This is a genomic window from Sulfurovum sp. NBC37-1 (assembly GCF_000010345.1).
Classification (GTDB): Bacteria; Campylobacterota; Campylobacteria; order Campylobacterales; family Sulfurovaceae; genus Sulfurovum.
This window is the reverse complement of the sequence record NC_009663.1, coordinates 716193-733315: the sequence shown is the minus strand read 5'-3', so window position 1 is coordinate 733315 and position 17123 is coordinate 716193. Positions and strand designations below refer to the sequence as shown.

At 41.2% G+C, this 17123-nt stretch carries 26 protein-coding genes and 2 pseudogenes; 4 read left to right on the top strand and 24 right to left on the bottom strand.

Annotated elements, in window-relative coordinates; translation table 11 throughout:
- Window positions 1-18: 18 nt before the first annotated feature.
- From SUN_RS03715 to SUN_RS13565, 14 genes are all read right to left on the bottom strand, one after another.
- Complete coding sequence (locus SUN_RS03715; protein WP_011980405.1) at window positions 19-1362, bottom strand: DEAD/DEAH box helicase; 1344 nt, start codon at window positions 1360-1362, stop codon at window positions 19-21.
- A complete protein-coding gene (locus SUN_RS03710; protein WP_011980404.1) occupies window positions 1362-2414 on the bottom strand; it encodes a CNNM domain-containing protein in 1053 nt (350 codons plus the stop codon). The genes SUN_RS03715 and SUN_RS03710 overlap by 1 nt, the downstream gene beginning before the upstream one ends.
- A 27-nt stretch (window positions 2415-2441) precedes the next feature.
- A complete protein-coding gene (mgtE, locus tag SUN_RS03705; RefSeq protein ID WP_011980403.1) occupies window positions 2442-3770 on the bottom strand; it encodes a magnesium transporter in 1329 nt (442 codons plus the stop codon).
- A gap of 122 nt (window positions 3771-3892) precedes the next feature.
- Window positions 3893-4072 carry a YgaP family membrane protein gene (locus SUN_RS03700; protein ID WP_011980402.1) on the bottom strand — a complete coding sequence of 60 codons (180 nt, stop codon included), beginning with the start codon at window positions 4070-4072 and terminating at the stop codon, window positions 3893-3895.
- A gap of 116 nt (window positions 4073-4188) precedes the next feature.
- Window positions 4189-4716: a hypothetical protein gene (locus SUN_RS03695; protein ID WP_011980401.1), complete on the bottom strand. Its 528-nt coding sequence runs from the start codon at window positions 4714-4716 to the stop codon at window positions 4189-4191.
- Window positions 4713-5042 (bottom strand): winged helix-turn-helix domain-containing protein, encoded by a 330-nt coding sequence (locus tag SUN_RS03690; protein WP_011980400.1) that lies wholly within the window; start codon window positions 5040-5042, stop codon window positions 4713-4715. The genes SUN_RS03695 and SUN_RS03690 overlap by 4 nt, the downstream gene beginning before the upstream one ends.
- 477 nt (window positions 5043-5519) lie before the next feature.
- A complete protein-coding gene (locus tag SUN_RS03680; RefSeq protein WP_011980399.1) occupies window positions 5520-5882 on the bottom strand; it encodes a helix-turn-helix domain-containing protein in 363 nt (120 codons plus the stop codon).
- Window positions 5882-6217 carry a toxin-antitoxin system TumE family protein gene (locus SUN_RS03675; RefSeq protein ID WP_011980398.1) on the bottom strand — a complete coding sequence of 112 codons (336 nt, stop codon included), beginning with the start codon at window positions 6215-6217 and terminating at the stop codon, window positions 5882-5884. Before SUN_RS03675 ends, SUN_RS03680 begins: the two co-directional genes overlap by 1 nt.
- 241 nt (window positions 6218-6458) lie before the next feature.
- Window positions 6459-6890 (bottom strand): ORF6N domain-containing protein, encoded by a 432-nt coding sequence (locus SUN_RS03670; RefSeq protein WP_011980397.1) that lies wholly within the window; start codon window positions 6888-6890, stop codon window positions 6459-6461.
- Between the two features lie 64 nt (window positions 6891-6954).
- A complete protein-coding gene (locus SUN_RS03665) occupies window positions 6955-7284 on the bottom strand; it encodes a helix-turn-helix domain-containing protein (RefSeq protein ID WP_011980396.1) in 330 nt (109 codons plus the stop codon).
- Window positions 7277-7474, bottom strand: coding sequence for a type II toxin-antitoxin system RelE/ParE family toxin (locus SUN_RS13320; RefSeq protein ID WP_255322722.1), 198 nt, complete (start codon window positions 7472-7474; stop codon window positions 7277-7279). The genes SUN_RS03665 and SUN_RS13320 overlap by 8 nt, the downstream gene beginning before the upstream one ends.
- Window positions 7475-7550: 76 nt before the next feature.
- On the bottom strand, window positions 7551-7865 hold the full coding sequence (locus SUN_RS03655) for a helix-turn-helix domain-containing protein (protein ID WP_011980395.1): 315 nt from the start codon (window positions 7863-7865) through the stop codon (window positions 7551-7553).
- A complete protein-coding gene (locus SUN_RS03650) occupies window positions 7858-8178 on the bottom strand; it encodes a type II toxin-antitoxin system RelE/ParE family toxin (RefSeq protein ID WP_011980394.1) in 321 nt (106 codons plus the stop codon). Before SUN_RS03650 ends, SUN_RS03655 begins: the two co-directional genes overlap by 8 nt.
- Before the next feature lie 323 nt (window positions 8179-8501).
- Window positions 8502-8666, bottom strand: a complete 165-nt coding sequence (locus tag SUN_RS13565) for a hypothetical protein (RefSeq protein WP_158298176.1) — start codon at window positions 8664-8666, stop codon at window positions 8502-8504.
- Window positions 8667-9148: 482 nt separating this feature from the next.
- On the opposite strand from SUN_RS13565, the gene SUN_RS03640 reads away from it, so the two are divergent.
- Window positions 9149-9364: a hypothetical protein gene (locus SUN_RS03640; protein ID WP_011980393.1), complete on the top strand. Its 216-nt coding sequence runs from the start codon at window positions 9149-9151 to the stop codon at window positions 9362-9364.
- A 146-nt stretch (window positions 9365-9510) separates the two neighbouring features.
- Here the strand turns inward: SUN_RS03640 and SUN_RS03635 are convergent, their stop codons facing one another.
- The 7 genes and pseudogenes from SUN_RS03635 to SUN_RS03605 all read right to left on the bottom strand — a co-directional run bounded on the left by SUN_RS03635 (window position 9511) and on the right by SUN_RS03605 (window position 13062).
- The gene (locus SUN_RS03635) at window positions 9511-10398 is read right to left on the bottom strand and encodes an SEL1-like repeat protein (RefSeq protein ID WP_011980392.1); all 888 of its coding nucleotides are present in this window, start codon (window positions 10396-10398) and stop codon (window positions 9511-9513) included.
- 23 nt (window positions 10399-10421) lie between these two features.
- Window positions 10422-10805 (bottom strand): PIN domain-containing protein, encoded by a 384-nt coding sequence (locus SUN_RS03630; RefSeq protein WP_011980391.1) that lies wholly within the window; start codon window positions 10803-10805, stop codon window positions 10422-10424.
- The gene (locus SUN_RS03625; protein ID WP_011980390.1) at window positions 10795-11052 is read right to left on the bottom strand and encodes a hypothetical protein; all 258 of its coding nucleotides are present in this window, start codon (window positions 11050-11052) and stop codon (window positions 10795-10797) included. Before SUN_RS03625 ends, SUN_RS03630 begins: the two co-directional genes overlap by 11 nt.
- A 122-nt stretch (window positions 11053-11174) precedes the next feature.
- On the bottom strand, window positions 11175-11477 hold the full coding sequence (locus SUN_RS03620; protein ID WP_011980389.1) for a hypothetical protein: 303 nt from the start codon (window positions 11475-11477) through the stop codon (window positions 11175-11177).
- A gap of 157 nt (window positions 11478-11634) precedes the next feature.
- Window positions 11635-11868 (bottom strand): annotated as a pseudogene (locus tag SUN_RS03615) (ORF6N domain-containing protein); the annotation flags it as partial.
- Window positions 11869-11890: 22 nt separating this feature from the next.
- Window positions 11891-12556 (bottom strand): annotated as a pseudogene (locus SUN_RS03610) (DUF72 domain-containing protein).
- A 53-nt stretch (window positions 12557-12609) separates the two neighbouring features.
- On the bottom strand, window positions 12610-13062 hold the full coding sequence (locus tag SUN_RS03605; protein ID WP_011980387.1) for a YbhB/YbcL family Raf kinase inhibitor-like protein: 453 nt from the start codon (window positions 13060-13062) through the stop codon (window positions 12610-12612).
- 162 nt (window positions 13063-13224) lie between these two features.
- Here SUN_RS03605 and SUN_RS03600 point away from each other — a divergent pair, with 162 nt between their 5' ends.
- Entirely contained in the window at window positions 13225-13938 is a 714-nt protein-coding gene (locus SUN_RS03600; protein ID WP_050748030.1) for a DUF434 domain-containing protein, read from the top strand.
- Window positions 13939-14106: 168 nt separating this feature from the next.
- Here SUN_RS03600 and SUN_RS03595 read toward each other — a convergent pair whose 3' ends face one another.
- The 3 genes from SUN_RS03595 to SUN_RS13855 form a co-directional block, all read right to left on the bottom strand.
- Window positions 14107-14592 carry a pentapeptide repeat-containing protein gene (locus SUN_RS03595; protein ID WP_011980385.1) on the bottom strand — a complete coding sequence of 162 codons (486 nt, stop codon included), beginning with the start codon at window positions 14590-14592 and terminating at the stop codon, window positions 14107-14109.
- The gene (locus SUN_RS03590; protein ID WP_148154634.1) at window positions 14589-14969 is read right to left on the bottom strand and encodes a thioredoxin family protein; all 381 of its coding nucleotides are present in this window, start codon (window positions 14967-14969) and stop codon (window positions 14589-14591) included. The genes SUN_RS03595 and SUN_RS03590 overlap by 4 nt, the downstream gene beginning before the upstream one ends.
- A 65-nt stretch (window positions 14970-15034) precedes the next feature.
- Window positions 15035-15166 (bottom strand): hypothetical protein, encoded by a 132-nt coding sequence (locus SUN_RS13855; protein ID WP_255322719.1) that lies wholly within the window; start codon window positions 15164-15166, stop codon window positions 15035-15037.
- Window positions 15167-15220: 54 nt separating this feature from the next.
- On the opposite strand from SUN_RS13855, the gene SUN_RS03585 reads away from it, so the two are divergent.
- Entirely contained in the window at window positions 15221-15754 is a 534-nt protein-coding gene (locus tag SUN_RS03585; protein ID WP_011980383.1) for a putative iron-sulfur cluster-binding metallochaperone, read from the top strand.
- Window positions 15755-16221: 467 nt separating this feature from the next.
- On the top strand, window positions 16222-17109 hold the full coding sequence (gene ppk2, locus SUN_RS03580) for a polyphosphate kinase 2 (RefSeq protein WP_011980382.1): 888 nt from the start codon (window positions 16222-16224) through the stop codon (window positions 17107-17109).
- Window positions 17110-17123 lie beyond the last annotated feature (14 nt).

Genomic DNA, 17123 nt, shown 5'->3' with positions numbered 1-17123 from the left:
GGAAATAGAGCGTTGCTGCTATTTTTTGCCTCTACCGCGTTTTTTGTTAGGTGTTTTTGCTTCTTTGGTCTTTTTGGCAGCATCAAAGGCTTTGAAACCGTCACGTTTGGTCGTTTTGCGTTTCTTTCCTTTTTTGACGCCGGGTCGTGAAGCCGATTCCCGTTTGACTGAAGTGCTCTTTTTTCTACGCTGGGGCCCATGCAGTAAAAAGCCCCGGGCCTTTACCTCTTTGGGTGCATACTCGGGAAGGATCACCTCTTTGATTTTCCCACCAAGTACTTTCTGCAGATCATGCAGCTGTTCGATCTCATCAGGGCTGACAAGCGTAATGGCAATGCCTTCCCTGCCCGCCCTTCCCGTACGTCCCACACGGTGAATGAAATCATGCTTGACATGGGGGATATCATAATTGATCACAACATCGAGATCGCTGATATCAAGTCCTCGTGCTGCGATATCCGTTGCCACCAGTATCCGGTAGCGTCCTTCCCTGAAAGCATTGAGCGACTTCTTGCGCTCCTGATGGGTACGCTCTCCGTGCAGGATACCCACCTTGTAGTCCCATGAACGCAGACTCTCTGCCACACCGTCGGCCAACTCTTTCTTTCTCACGAAGAGCAGGACTTTCTCATAATTACCCGATGAGATGAGCCAGGCGAGCAGCGCTTCCTTTTTGCTGCGAAGTACAGGATAAAGCATCTGCGTAATCGTATCAGCGATCTTTCCGGGAGGGTCAAGTTCAATACGTTTGAGCGGCTTGATATATGTCTTGGCAAGTTTGATCACCCTTGGCGTGATGGTAGCGGAAACGATGATCTTTTGCGAGCGTTCGGTCATCATGGTGAAGATCTTCTCCAAGTAGCCGACAAAACCCATATCGAACATCATATCGGCTTCATCTACCACCAAGTGACGTATCGCTTTGATGTCGATATGCTGTGCCTCTATGTGCTCCAGCGCCCGCTGCGGTGTAGCGATGATGACATCCACCCCTTTTTTCAGGCGCTCGGTCTCCACTGTCCTTCTTCCCCCTCCCTGAAGCAGCACTACATTCAAATCCAATGCATTGACAAAAGGTCTGGAAACCTCATAGATCTGCTGTGCTAGCTCTTTGGTAGGCGAAAGGATGAAGAGTCGTGGATAGTGATGCGTGACCTTTTCAGCCTCGGGGTTGATCTGCTGGAGTGCAGGCAGCAGGTAGGCCAGAGTCTTTCCGCTTCCTGTCTGCGCGGACGCAATGGCATTCTGCCCGTCGAGCAGTGCAGGGATCAGCTTTTGCTGAATAGGCGTGGGACGCGCATACCCCTCCCCTTCAAGAAGTTCGGTCAGTGCAGTTGAAAGTTTGAGAGAGGCAAAGGACATCAGTCTAAATTCAGATCTTTATTCTGCCGTCTTCGCTGCAGACGCATTTTAAGTTTGGCGAGTTCACGCATGTCTACATGCGCATCACTCTCATCCACGATCTCGACACCCAGAATGGTCTCGACACAGTCTTCAAGCGTTACGATACCTTCTACCTGATCGTATTTGTCCAGGACAAGGAACATGTGCGCCTTCTTTTCTATAAAGAGGTCCAGTGCCCAGGAAACAGGTACCTGCTCATTGATACGGTAGATATCCTGTTGTATATCTTTCAGCAGAACACTGTCATCGTTGAGAGCTTGAGAAAAAAGCTGCTTGATCAGTACCAGTCCGGTGACATTCTCTATGCTCTCATCATAAATAGGAATCCGAGAATATTTGAAGATATCCGGTTCATTCTTGATGATATCTTTGATCATTCTGTTCCCGTCCAAAGCAAAGACAACACTTCTTGGTGTCAGAATATCCTGAACCTTGATATCATCCAGCTTCAGGATATTCTCTATAATATCGGATTCCTGCTCATCCAGTACACCTTCGTCTTCACTCAGCAGTGCACTTTCAAGAAGCTCTTCTTTGGACAGACTGTGCCCTTCATCACCTTTTTTGATACGGTTGGTCACGAAAAGTGTCATCAGAATGATCGGATAGGTGATCCAGATAAACAAACGTATGACATAAGCCGCAACCGGTGCAAGCACCTTCCAGTAGGTCGCCCCGATAGTCTTTGGTATAATCTCGGCAAAGAAGAGAATGGCGAAGGTCAGTACGATCGAAACATAGAAAACCGCTCCCGATCCGAATACATGCTCAGCCTGTGCACCTACCGCAGCTGCACCCAGTGTATTGGCAATCGTATTCAAAATGAGTATGGACGCGATGGATTTGTTAATATGCACCTTGTGTGATTTAAGAAGTTCTCCCACTTTGGGACGTTCTTTTTCCAAAACCGAGATATACGGCATATTGACTGAAAGCAGTACCGATTCAAGTACCGAGCAGATGAACGAGACGATCACTGCCGCTAAAAAATATAAAACGAGTAAGTCCATTGAACTAAAATTATCCTTTATTTTGTATTATAATAAAATGAGGCTTGCAAGCCCCAGAAAACTGAAAAAGCCTACCACATCCGTAATGGTCGTAAGTATGACCGTACTGCCGATGGCCGGGTCTATATTGAGCTTTTTGAGCATCAACGGGATCATCGAGCCAAAAAACCCTGCACTGAGAAGGTTGATGACCATCGAAAGCGCGATCACCACACCCAGCATACCCTTATCGAACCATATGGCAGCAATAACACCTATGATTATAGCGAAAAGCAGACCATTGGCAAGAGAGAGTATCACTTCTTTCTTAATGGTACGGTAGGCATCGTTCTTTGCAATGTCTCCCAGTGCCAGCTGACGGACAACGACTGTCAGGCTCTGTGTCCCCGCATTGCCTCCCATAGAAGCCACTATCGGCATCAGAACGGCCAGTGCCACATAGGACTGAATCGTTCCCTCGAACATACCGATCACAAGAGAGGCGGCAATGGCTGTGATCAGGTTGATACCCAGCCAGACCGCCCTTGCCTTTCCAGCCTTGATCAGGTCATCATCCTCTTCCGCATCGTCATTGACACCGGCAAGGTTATACATCTGGTCAGTCGCATGTTCGGAGATAAGATCGTAAATATCATCCGAAGTGATCCTGCCCAGAAGATAGCCGTGGTCATCCACAATCGGCATGGAGTTCAGGTCGTACTCCTGGAATTTTTTGACGATCTCTTTGATATCGTCATGGTCATGTCCTATGATCGGCTTGTACTTTTCGGGATTCTCACCGATATTCTCTCTGAGCGTCTTTTTGAAATCAAAGACCAGAAGATCATCGAGCCCTACACCGTAGCGCAGATGATTGTCTTCATCGGTAACAAAGAGATAGTTTACAGTCTCAAGTTCGCCCTTGCGTTTCAGCTCGGCGAACTCCTTGATGATATCTTCTACTTTATGGTCAAGTCTGGCGGCATAGACCTCCACCTGCATGTAGGCACCGGCTTCATCATCATCATACTGCTTGAGCTGAAGAATGTCCGCCTGGTCATCTTTATGCAGCTTCTTAAATACTTCCTTGGCCTTGCTGTCATCGATCTCTTCAAGCTCCTGAATGAAGTCCGTCTGGTCATCGGATTCAAGTTCGGCAACCGACTGTGCCAGTTCTTCTGAAGTGAACGAGTCAACGACATCATCAAAATACCTGTCAGGCAGTTCAAGTGCCACATCGGCAATAAGTTCTTTGGGGATATGCTTGACTGCTTCATCAAAATTCTTCTCATTCAGATCTTTGAGAAGCGAGGCGATCTCGGAAGGGTGCAATTTATCTGCAGGATGTGTCTTAAGATACTGTGTCAATTTATCCATACGATACCCCTTGGCATTTTTATTGCTGGAATTATACTTTATTTACTGACAAAACGGTTGAAAAAAAAGGAGAACAAAGAAAGGGAGGCCCATGCCTCCGCTTTTATAGCAGTGTACACTGTTTATACATCACACTTTTTGGTAATGATACAGAGAGGACAGAAGTTTGATAATCCCGCGATCAAAGGGATCACACCAAGATAGAACCACTTATTCCCTGTATAAACACCTACACCTATCAGTATAAGCCCAAGTACTATTCTGATCGGTCTGCATACTTTTCTGATCTTATTTACATCCATAGTAAATTCCTTGAATTTTTTTGTAACTATACTATAGATAACTTAGATTCAAATAAGACTGAAAATTTCTTTTTTTGGTGTCATCATTCAGATTTCTTGTTCTAATGATTCTACTTTTACACCCTACTCCTAAAAATCTTAAATTTTCCCAATTCATTTTCATTTTTAGACCATGCTTCAATTAACTTCAAATCAAAATCATTTTGTTCAGCTACCCAAACAGCCTGCTCCAAACCTTGAGGATCATCCCAGTGATAATAGGCTGCCAATCTATCTTTTATACAATCTGTGGGCGTCAATAATTTAAGTATGCCAGTCTCTTCTTCCAATGTTGCAATATTATTAACAGGTGCATCTCCAACACCCAGCGGACCTCTTGGAAATTCAATAAACAAAGAGGTGTCCTCGTGAACAAAATAGCGATTATGCTCTCTAAAGCCCATATCAAACATCATTTTTTTGATCAAACTATGTCCACCATTAAAACGATCAATCAAGTCAATGTCGTCAGAGGTATATTTACCATGGGAATAGATCTGAACACAGGAACCGCCTGAAAGTACAGTATCTATACCCTTTTCATCCAATTTGCTGCACACATAGGCAGCCAACTCTTCCATACACATTTCAGCAATGGACTTCATAATGGTTTTCCTGCCCGCCTTGGTCTCTTACGTCTCATTGTCAATCTTTCTATTTCTTCAGGACTGTAATAACTTCTGGCTTTCTCTAAAAGTGCTTTTAATTCATTCAAAAAAGCATAGCGAGGGTTGAAAAAGAAAAGTCGTGTACGTCCTACATTTTTGCTAACAAGCACGCCACCCAACTCAAGTTTTTCCAATTGCTTCTGAATGGGGTCTAAACTCGTAGCATAAAAATCGGCTATCTCTTTGGCATAGCCCTCATTATTTGCAAGAATAAACTGTAATACACGTTCACGGTTTTTAGAACCAAAAATTGTTTCTAACATATTTTACTACCTATTAATTAGTTTTTAATACCTATATTATAGGTTATAAAACCTATTTTGTCAAATATGCATATTCACCATATTTAAAATCAGGATTGTCATCATTCAGATTCTTCCGGCTTAATAAATCCTATCGTCTTGCGCTCTACCTCATTGGAAGCATCAACCAGCTCTTCCAGTGCTTTTTTAAGTTCTCTGTACTGCCTGTCATTTTTTTCGTTCCACTTCCATGATCTTCTTGGCTAGTACATTATAATGTTTAGAAAATTCCTGAAGTTTTTTAAAAGTCCTAATAATGGCAATATTCACTTCAATTGCCTTTTTTACTCTTTAACACAGAAGACAACATGTACACACCTTGTTCTGTAAAAGCATAAGGATTTACAGTAGAGTATTTCATACTATTGAAGCGGTCGCATTTTGCGACCAGTGGTTGAAGGGTTTGCCTCTTTATTGTTGTTTGCAATCTATGTATTTCTACGCAGCTTCAAATCCAAATTCTACTTTGAAATGTGTAGCTTTTACTTTTGCTATCAAGGCATTATTGGACTTATGTAATTCTACAATACCATAACGTTCAAGTGTTTTGAGTGTCCGGGATAAGTTTGACTTTGCTCTTCCTGTCAGCGCCTCAAGCTCTTTTAGTGACTTCGGTTCATGGTCCAGTATGGTTTTCAGTAATGCCTGATTTTCATTGCTGAGTATCTGTGCCATAGACTTCATAGACTCAAACCAAATTTTAGGTTCATCTGCTTTGGGTACATATAGTCCCTTTGCAATGTCTATGGTTCTTTGTTTGTACGCTTCTTTTGACATAATGCCTACTCGGACCGTTTTCATCAATTGTTCTCCATATAATACTCTACACTCTTCCAAAAGTCTTCAAGAAGTTGTGAAGCAGATTCAAATTCATAAGGTACGATATCCATCTGCTTATGGATATGGTCATACGTCTCTTTTTTTGCTCCATACTTCTTTCCACTTCTAAAACTATGTGCATTGTCATAACCAATAACTCTTTGGTTGTATTTATCATGTAAGGTCAAAGAATATCTGATGCCATGAGGTACGTTTTTACTTACCTCAATCCTCCAAGCCTCAAACTTGACCCAATAGCCATTATCCATAGGAAATGTTTCACCATCAAGGTTAAGTAAGTTCTCTAGATCACTCACTCTTTTTCCCTATTATCATTAGATGATAACATTAGTTCTTTTAATTTATTATTAAGTCTCACATCGTTTCCCAATTTGCTGTATAAGAAACCGTAACATATATTTTGACTGTAGGTGAAAAATATGGCAAATTGTAATGTTTTCTAATTTTTCAAATACTCACAGGCAGAAACAACCTCGACCTCATCGAATCTGTCATTATTAAAACGAACTTCCAGGAGACGGTATATTTCTTCTGTCATCATTCAGATTCTTCAGTCTTAATGAACCCTATGGTCTTACGTTCCACCTCATTAGAACTATTTATTAAATCTTCCAGTGCTTTTTTAAGTTCTCTGTACTGCTTATCATTTTTTCGTTCAACTTCCATGATCTTCTTGGCTAATGCATTGTAATGTTTAGAAAATTCTCGTAGTTTTGCAAATGTACGCATGATAGAAATATTAACTTCTATAGCAACATCTGATTTCAAAACAGTTGCCAACATATAAACACCCTGCTCCGTAAAAGCGTAAGGCATTGCTCCACCAAGATGCTGTTTTGAAGGTATCGCATTTTGCGACACCATAGATTCAACCTCTTTTTCATTGAGTTGAAACATAAAATCATCTGGAAATCTTTTAATATTTCTTTTGACTGCCGGATTCAATACTTTTGTCTCTACTTTATACAATCCGGTTCAACTCTCTTTTGCGGTCGTATCTTTCGTCCACAGATCACAAGACGCATATTTTTAGTTATGCCACACTAAGATCAAGACGATAATTCAAAAGTTCGGGTTCACGCTGTAGAAGTTCCAGTAATACCATTGTCGATCCACTGGGGGTACGTATACCCTGCTCCCATTGTCTTACAGAAGAGAGGCTGACATTTAAAAGTTTGGCAAAAACTGACTGACTTAATTTTAAGCTCTTACGTATTATTTTGATCTCACCTGCAGTAATGGTCACAGGTGCTATTTCAACCCCCATTCTCTTCAATTCTTTTTTTGTAAAGGAAACTTCCAGGTCAGCCTCTATCATATCTTTTACGGTTGAAGATATCGCTTCATTCATACTATCACGCATCTTTTTCTCCTATTTCTGTAAATACATTTTTTTCTATGGCTTTACTAAGCTCTTCATCACTCAAACCCAATATATCTTTTGACAATGTTTTAAAACTTTTCAACTCTTCAGCCGATAAGTTCTCCTGCTCCTTTTTCATAAAACCATAAACCATAACTGCTCTCTCATCTTCACGATAAACAAAATTCAGGTTCCAGGTGACAACAACAACTCAATCCATCAATACAACAGTTTGGGATGATTGCAAAAAAGGGGACAGGCTACATTTAAATCGTCCCTAACCTTTCTATCATATCGGGATACTTGTCTGTCAAAGCAAGTAGGGTGGAAGCCTGTTCATTTGGTCGGCTTGTGCCTAGTTCCCATTTTTCCAGCGTGCGTGGTGAGATGTGCAGAAAGTTTGCGAAAAGTGCACGGCTCATGTTGTACTTTTCTCTAATGGAGCGTATCTCATCTGCAGATAATACTTTGCGTTCTTTAGGTGTAATAGATATGGTTTTAAGTGTCAGTTTGTCTTGTTCAAAGGCTTTGGCATCTTCAAGCCCAGTTTTTAACTCTTCAAATAAATCTCTTTTAGCCATTTTTTAACTCCTCTACGATACTTTTGAGTATCTTCTTTTCCTGTGTAGTCAGATCACTTACTTCATTTTTGGCATACAAAGTCAAAAAGTGAATATGGCTTTTGTCTGTGATGTAAAGATAAATAGTGCGAATACCACCTCTCTTACCTTTATCATTGGCAGACCAACGGACTTTTCGTAGTCCACCGGTACCTTGTATAACATCACCAGCCAAAGGCTGTTCTAGTAAAAAGTTCTGCAATTGACGATAGTTCTCATCTTCCAGATACTTTTCACGTAACTTCTCAAATAACTTTGATTCTATAAATATCATTTATTGTACCCATATTGGGTATAGTATGTCAAGTTTCATTATGTCACCTTGCACGTCATTTTTATAAGTATAGAGAAGAAGAGAAATAATGCTTAAAAAGATGCCAAATTGTCATACTTTTAATATTGTTGACTGAACCCTGTATATCGTTATTAAGGGATGGGGTTAGGTGGTGACAACAACTCATTTCCTATTCCTCTTAATTATCCCATTCACTACCTATTGAAAAAAAAGGTACTGGGTAATAATGACAACTCAATCCATCTATCCAACAGTTGGAGGTGGCAGTTGGTGATTTTTTTAGGTTTGCATGCAGGCCTAGATCATTGATAGTAAACACCTACATTGTTGTATAATTTCTTTAATTTTCTTACCGCTTCTTCTTTATCTTTTTTTGTCGCTCTCCGTTGTAAAAAAATCCTTCTCTTTTCATACATTTTTCTTTCATCTTCCATCTCTTTCTTCAGTTTGGGGTCTTTTTTGAGCATCTCTGCAGACGGACGTATACCGGCAGTTACCTGCTCAGACAGCAAAGCTTTATGTAAAAAACCCTCATAAGCATGATGGGTTGGATGAGGCTGGCTAATCTATGAAAATATGACCTTATGTTATAATAGTACAAGATTTTAAGAAAGGTCTTTACCGTGCTCACAAGTGATACTTTTACAAGAGTTAAAAACCTTATTGAAAAGTCTGATGTACTAATTTTAAGTCATGGATATGATGAATTGGCAGAAGATGGTATATTGGTGAAAAAGATTATTTCGAGTTATAGATAGTGCCATTGTCTTGGAAGATTATCCAGATTTTAGAAAAGGACCATGTTGTTTAGTCTTGCAGAGAGATACAAATAATGCTCCTATACATGCAGTATGGGGTATATCCATAGGGACACAAAGGCCTGCTGTACTCATTACAGCATACAGACCTAGTTTAGATAGATGGTCAGAAGATTTCAAAAGGAGAAAAGATGCCAAATAGAAAACATACAAAATTACTGCATGAGGGTAAATATGTTGCAGAGGTCAAGATTGAGATTATTGACAGTGAAAATGCGTGGTCTCCCTATATCAGTTTGGACGATACACTGAAACTTGATACCGTGCGTGAACTCTTACGCGAAGAAAATATAACAGAAGCTAAAAAGTATGGAAAGGTATATATACTTAAGCCTGTCGCTGCATAGATTGTCATTCTTTTAAAAAAAATACCAGGTGACCAATAACAACTCAACCCATCAATACAACAGTTTGGGGTGATTGCAATAGTGTTTTACCTCTCAGTATTACTTGATTCAAAAATATCACCTGGACACTTAACTCCAGGCATAGATCATTGATAGTAAATACCTACATTATTATGCAGTTTCTTTAATTTCCTTACCGCTTCTTCTTTATCTTTTCTTGTCGCTTTCTGTTGTAAAAAAATCCTTCTCTCTTCATACATTTTTCTTTCATCTTCCATCTCTTTCTTCAGCTTGGGATCTTTTTCGAGCATCTCTTCAGACGGACGTATGCCGACAGTTACCTGCTGAGACAACAAAGCCTTATGCAAAAAATCCTCATAATCATTCAGGCAGCGCTCTACATCACTATTTGTCTGTGCACTGCGTATGCACTTTGTTTCTTTTTGAATGTAGTAGCTGATGATCGGTCGGATAGCAGTTATCATTTTGGATTTGTATTGTTTGATAAGAAGCTCTTCATAAACGGAATCGTTGTCTTTCATTTTTGCATGAATGTGTAAAATTCTTTTCATGCTCTTTGGAAATCTTTTATACAAAGAACAGTCGAACTCACTTAGTGTTGCACGGTCGGTTTTCGGGATCACTCTTGCGGCAGGACACTTGACGATAAAAGGATTTTTGGCACTTTTACAAAAACGCTTCAACGCTTTACTCTGCGCATCTTTATGAAGTTTTTTGAGTGTCACATAATAGTAGGGAAGCATTTCATCTTCGCAGGTTTTATAATTCTGAAAATCCATACTCTCGTACACTTTGTTGTAGTGCCACAGTGCTTTTGTTTGATTTTTTTCAGTACCTATGCCTCGCTCGTAAAACCGGGCCAAATTGTAATCTGCCTTTGCAGAATATGATTCACCATAGAGCTTGAAAGCTTTTTTGTAGCGTCCGTTTTTATACGCTTCATAAGCCTGATCGTCAAACATATTTGCAAAAAGAGAGGTCAACACAATGATAAGAACCATAAGAAACTTCATACTAAACTCCTATTGCGGTCATGTCAACACTTTTCTATATCTTTATCAAAGCTAATGATCTCAAACCCTTCAAGCCTCTGTTTTGCATAAAGCACCGCATCGGCAAAATCGATATTTTTTTCTGCATAGATTTCCAGTGCCTCAAAAGTAATGAGTTTATTTTCAGTATACAGATGATCATAAAGCAAAAGTTTTTTAAGCGTTGTTGCTATCTCTTTTTTACTATGCTTGTAGATCCGGTGTAATACAGATACGATTTCGGCTACGATGAAATCCATCAGCATCGCTTCCATTTTTCCATCTTCTATATCTTGAAATATTGCTACGCTTTTTAAAAAGTACTTTTCATTGTCTCTTGTCAGAAAACGGACCACTACATTCGTATCGATCAATATCCTATTTGCCATATTTTTCTCTCATCTCCTGATCGTAGGCACTTGTTATCTTTGTTTCAAGATCCATCGGGTCTTCAATACTGAGAGAACTTTTCAGAATGCCGCCAAGTTCATCTGTTAAATTGGCAGTTTTAAACTCTTTTTTCGGCAAGACAATAGCCAGAACTTCTTTGGTCTTTTTATCAACAATTTCTACAGTCTCAGTGAGATTTCTAAAAATACTGATTTTTTTCTGTAGTTCCGATATACCTAAAATCATAACAAACCTTTCTATATATTTTATAACATTATATATATACTTATATTATATATGGATTAAGAATAGTAAAAACAGCACTGAGTAAGTCATAGACGTTTCTTACCTCTTCTGAAGAGTTCGCTTTATGCTTTCACATTCAGCATCTCATTGAGACCGTCATACAGACCATTCTTGTATTCACCGTCCTGCAGGGCAGTGTGCAGCTTCATCTGTTCAATGAGCTTCTGCCTGAATTCTTCTCTGAGCCGCTTTTCCTCCTGAAGATATTTGAAGGTCAGTTCACTCACATACTTCAAAGCACTGAGACGACCTGCCCGATACTGCTCGCTGACTTTGAGCGTAGAGGTATTGAACTGGTAGTAGGTCAGCTGAGAGTAGCAATGCTTGCTGACAGTTTCAATATACGATTTTGACGACGCATCCATAGCTCTTCTCCTTGCTTTTTTACCTGAGATTGTGTAAGTATGCCAGTAAAAAGAAGAGCGTATTGATTGTATGACAAATTGTCATAGAAAATATTCCCGGATTCAAAAACACGAACAGCCACAATGGGATTTTATTGCCGCTAACTCAAATTCATATTCACTTTATGAAACCAATTTTGTTTGTTGTTTGTGTTGCAACAGGACTACGCAAAACAGTTGCCAACATATAAATACCCTCTTCTGTAAACGCATAAGGCAATTTTCGTGTACCACCATGTTTTGAACTTGATGTCGCAAATTGCGACTTCCAATCTTTCAGTTCTTTTTCTGTCAGTTGAAACATGAAATCATCCGGAAATCTGTCTAAATTTCTTTTAACCTGTTCATTAAGCCTTCTTGTCTCTAAAAGTCATTCAGGATGCCAAAAAAACCTTTAACCGTTTGGCATCTGCCACGGCGTAACCTTGCATATCGTTATTGAAATAGATATAAGTCTCTTTGCCGTTCTTTGTAAAGTCTTTTATATGTTCTGCCCACTACTGCAGAACTTCGTCGCTGTAACTTCCCTGATAATGGCCTGAAGGACCATGCAGCCTGATATATACAAAATCACCGGTTGCTACCAAAAGAGGCTTTTTCTGTCCAAAATCATGCAGGCACAATGCCACTCTGTAGCGACGAAGCATCTCAATGATCTCGTCATCGTACCAGCCGTCATGGCGAAACTCTATCGCAAATCTATATCCTGGCAGCAAAAGCTGAAGAAAGCTCTCCAGCAGCGCAGTATCTTTGTGTAAAGAAGGCGGCAATTGAAAAAGAATGGCGGCTGTCTTTTGACGGATCGGCTTGATGAGGTGCAAAAAGAGGTAAAGATCGTTTTTTACATCTTTTAACTTTTTGTAATGGGTAATGACACGCCAGGCCTTGAAAGAAAAAAGAAAATCATCCGGTGATCTTTGGGCCCAGTGTTCTATGGTTTTGGCTTTTGGAAGATGGTAAAAGGTACTGTTCATCTCCACTGTTTCAAAATGCTGCACAAAATATTCAAGCCAGTGTGCTTTTGCCAATCCCTCTGGCATAGAATGCACCGATCCAGTGGGGATAGTAAAAACCTGAAGTGCCGATATATGCCTTAGCGGGCATAGATCCCCATCAGTTCGGCCTCCTCTATCACATGTCCTCTCATTACCCCAAGTAGCTGCTCTTTGCTGAGACCCGGATCTAATTCAAGAGGAACATCCAGCGCGTAAAGTTTGATGAAATATCTGTGAGGCCTGTCAGGAGGGCACGGGCCGCCATATCCTGTTTTGCCAAAATCGTTGATACCCTGTCTGATGCCGTCAGCCAGCAGCGGTGCATCGGGAACATTTTCCGGCAACCCCTGTAGATCGGAAGGTATGTTGTATGCTACCCAATGCACAAAGATGCCAGAGGGAGCATCCGGATCATCCATGATCAAAGCCAGGGAACGCGTACCCTCCGGCACATTTTCAAAGATCAGGGGGATGGAAACATCACTCCCGTGACAGCCATACTCAAAAGGTATCTGATCGCCGTTTTCAAAAGCGGGACTTCGTACAAACATTTTAGATCCTTTCGCATCCAGGATTTAACCCTGAAGTGCAATTTGCTTATTGAAAATCATATCAAAATTATCCTAAGCTGATAATGGATTTTTATCGATTATTAATTGATGCAGTATATAATAGGAGCATCTCTAATAACCCTAAATAAAAAAGGAATGTCCATGCCCTTGCGCCATCGCGGTGTCCATCCCAAAGATGCAGAATATTTTGCCAAAGACCAGCTGCCTAAACTTGCAACCGCTGTCAAAGAGCTGTCGTGGCTGCTTGGCCGGGGTTACAGCATGAAAGCCGCCTTGACACTCGTTGGTGACCATCACCAGCTTGCTACACGACAGAGGCTTGCTGTCGGCCGCATAGCCTGTGCCGACGGCAAGATCGCTGCACGGCAGGCAAAATGCATCAGCCTGGAGACGCTGAAGGGACGGGAGATCCTCATTGACGGTTTCAACCTCATCATCACCATTGAGACCGCCCTTGGTGATGGTGCTGTCTTCGACTGTCTGGACGGCTGCTACCGTGACCTCTCGTCCGTTTACGGCAGCTACAGGCCGGTCGAAGAGACACTCCCCGCCATTGAGCTCATCGGCAATTTGCTGGCCGACTGTCACCCAAAGCAGGTCCACTGGCTTTTTGACAGGCCCGTCTCTAACAGCGGCAGGCTCGCCGGAATGGTCCAGCAACTGGGAGATGCACACAACTGGCCCTTCACCACCGAAACAACAGACCGCACCGATGCACTGCTGGCAGAGAGCAAGCGTATTGTCGTCAGCTGTGACTCAGCCATACTCGACCACACGGCACAGTGGTGCAACCTGGCACGTGAAGTCGTTACACGTTCAGTTCCGGATGCATGGATCATCGACCTGAAGGGTTGAAGCTGGACATCTGTTCCAATAGTTCCAATCGTTCAATATTTCTGTTTTGTCCAACGATAACCCTTTAAATTACATGTTTTATCGTATGATTTATTAACTTATTGTTTGATTAAAACGACACAATCAGTAAATTCATGCGGGATTTTTCGTGTATTACTTTGTATTGGGTTATCTGGGGATGCCTGCAACATTTTTATGAAAAACCGTTTTATAGAGGATGGCGCCTTTAAAGGTTGAATTGGACAGATCGTTGTTGTCGAATACGGCTGAACCGAGTGCCGCTTCATCAAAATTGCATTGGTCTATCTTTGCATTGCTAAAATCCCCTTTCCAGATCCTTGCTTCAAAAAAATCGACATGCTTCAGGAGAGCATTCACAAAACTGGCCCCTTTTAGATTTGCTTTTACAAATGCTGCATCACTGAGATCGGCATGCGTAAAATCTACCTTGTGCGCAAGTGTATTTGTCAAGTCGGCATGACTTAAATTGGCATCATGCAGATCCGACATAGTCAGATCCATATCCTTCAAGTCCGCATGACTCAAGTCACATCCGACGCAATCCCCCTCCTCTTTGAGCAACTTCAGGTCATTGACATCGAAAGCCGGAAGCAGGTTGATACAGATAATGATAGCTAACAGTATTTTTCTCATTTGATCTCTTTCAGGTTCTTAAGGAATTTATCGGCCTTGTCTCCACCGACGATCCTGTCTTTCTCTGTTGCATTTTCATCAATAAAGAAAAAGGTAGGAATGCCGATATACTTGAACCCCTCCGGCAAAGTATCTTTCTGAATATCAAGACTCAGAACAATAAAATGCTTTTGAATATACTCGGCAACTTCTTTGTTTTTGAACACAACCTCTTTCATATAGTTACACTCCGGACACCATGTTGCAGAATACATCATCATCACTTCTTTGTTCTGGCTTTTGGCTTTCTGCAATGCTGTATGGAAGTCATGTTCAAAGGGAAGTTCACCGGCGATCAATGCTGTCCCCAATGCCATTATTATTATCAAATATTTCATTTTTTGCCTTTTCATACATATTGATTCATTATATGAAAAGAGAGCTTAAGAGATATTATCCCAGATCAGATCTCACAACGGTCCATCTTCCTGAAGCCCTGACGGGCCCGCCACCAGAGCGGCCATTTGTAGAGGCGTTCTATGAGTTTTTTAACCAGATAGGCGGCATATCCGTTGATGTGTATCGATAACTGCATAGATATTTCATACAAAACCCTGTATAATCGGTAAAATTCGAACAAGGATATCAGATGTTCACTTTTAAACCGACAAAAGAGAAAAAACAAGAGAGCTGCTGCAGTACCCAGAAGGAAGAATCCTGTGATACGGAATCCCATAGCTGCTGTACACCTCAGCCTAAAGGCAAGGCAGCCTGTCCATCCTGCGGAGAAAAAGCAAAAGGGGTTCTCGGCAAGACCCTGGAACATCTCCTTGCCAACGAAGCCAAGGCAGGCCTGAGCTGTCTGGACGGTTTTTACTACTGCAAGACACCCACCTGCAAAGTGATCTACTTCAGAGGAGAAGAGATACTGACACAGCATGACGTCTCTGTGATCGTAGGCCTCAAGGAAGGTGCCTCACCGGTCACGGTATGCTACTGTTTTGACTGGACAAAAGAGAAGATAGAAAAAGAGCTTGAAGAGACGGGGAAAACGGATGCCCTTGAGGACATCAAAGCCAAGATGGAAGACCCAGGATGCTCCTGTGAGATACTCAACCCAAGCGGCGGATGCTGCCTGGGGGATGTGGGCAAAGCGATCAAGGAGATCGAAGCTGGAATTTAAACTTCATTGGAATTTATTAGATCACCGCACAAATATATAAATATGTGTAAAATTGGGTTCTATAAGTCTTGATACCTAGGTTTTTTTTCCAAATCCCGAAATAGAATTCTTTCAACCTTTGTAATGCTCGTGTTTATGGAATTTGTTTCGTGTTCAAGGCGTACCCGTAGGTGCGGTGATTGTGAAGAGTGGTAAATTTCTATTTCGGAATTTTAGTTTTTCATTATGATTTTAAAAAAATAGTTTTTATCTTAGAATAAACAATGCTATAATCTGATGTTATAGTAAGAGAGAAATAAGGAATCAAGAGCCAACATGCATTAAATTGATGCAAAAAAATGTTTTTGATAAGTATTCTTAGAAACTGCTCTCAATAATAAGGATAAAAATCCTTTTTAGAATATGAATTGTTATATGGAAAATTTCACCATCTCTTTGCCTATAAAATTTTGGAGGAAGGATTAGTAATGGAAAAAAAGAAACAAAAAAAACTTGTTAAACAATGTATCGGCAAGTGCAAAAAAGAAGAAGCAAGAGTTGAAGAGGGCAAGGAACCCCGTCTACCTGTCTGGAAAAAAAAATCCACACTCACCTATGAAAAAGAGTTAAAACTGCTGCAGATGGAGCTGCTAAAACTTCAGAACCATATCAAAGAGAAAGGCCTAAAAGTACTCATCATTTTCGAAGGGCGTGATGCGGCAGGAAAAGGCGGAACCATAAAAAGGATCATGGAGCATCTCAATCCCCGTGGTGCCAGGGTCGTTGCTCTGGGCATTCCTTCCGATGTTGAAAAAACACAATGGTATTTCCAGCGATACACGCAACATCTTCCAAGCGGCGGGGAGATCACCCTTTTTGACCGAAGCTGGTACAACCGTGCCGGTGTCGAACCGGTGATGGGATTCTGTACGGAAGAAGAGCATGCCCGATTTCTGCATGAAGTGCCCTTTTATGAGGAAATGCAGGTAGGTTCCGGTACACACCTGATCAAGTTCTATCTTACTATTTCAAAAGAGGAACAGGCAAAACGCTTTCATGAGAGACAGGTTAATCCTCTCAAAAATTACAAGATATCCCCCATAGACATCAAAGCACAGGAGTTGTGGGACAAATATACCATCGCAAAATACTCTATGCTGCTGGCATCACATACTGAACATGCCCCCTGGGCGATTATCAATTCTGACATTAAGAAAAACGCCCGAATCAACGTGATCAAACACATTCTTTCCTCTTTCGAGTATGAGGGAAAATCATCCGAGATAGACCTGACACCCGATCAGAGCATTCTTTATGATGGCGGCAAAGAGATCAGAAGACTAGAAAAAGTGATAGCGGAAGGTGGGAAACCCTAAACAGTATAGATATA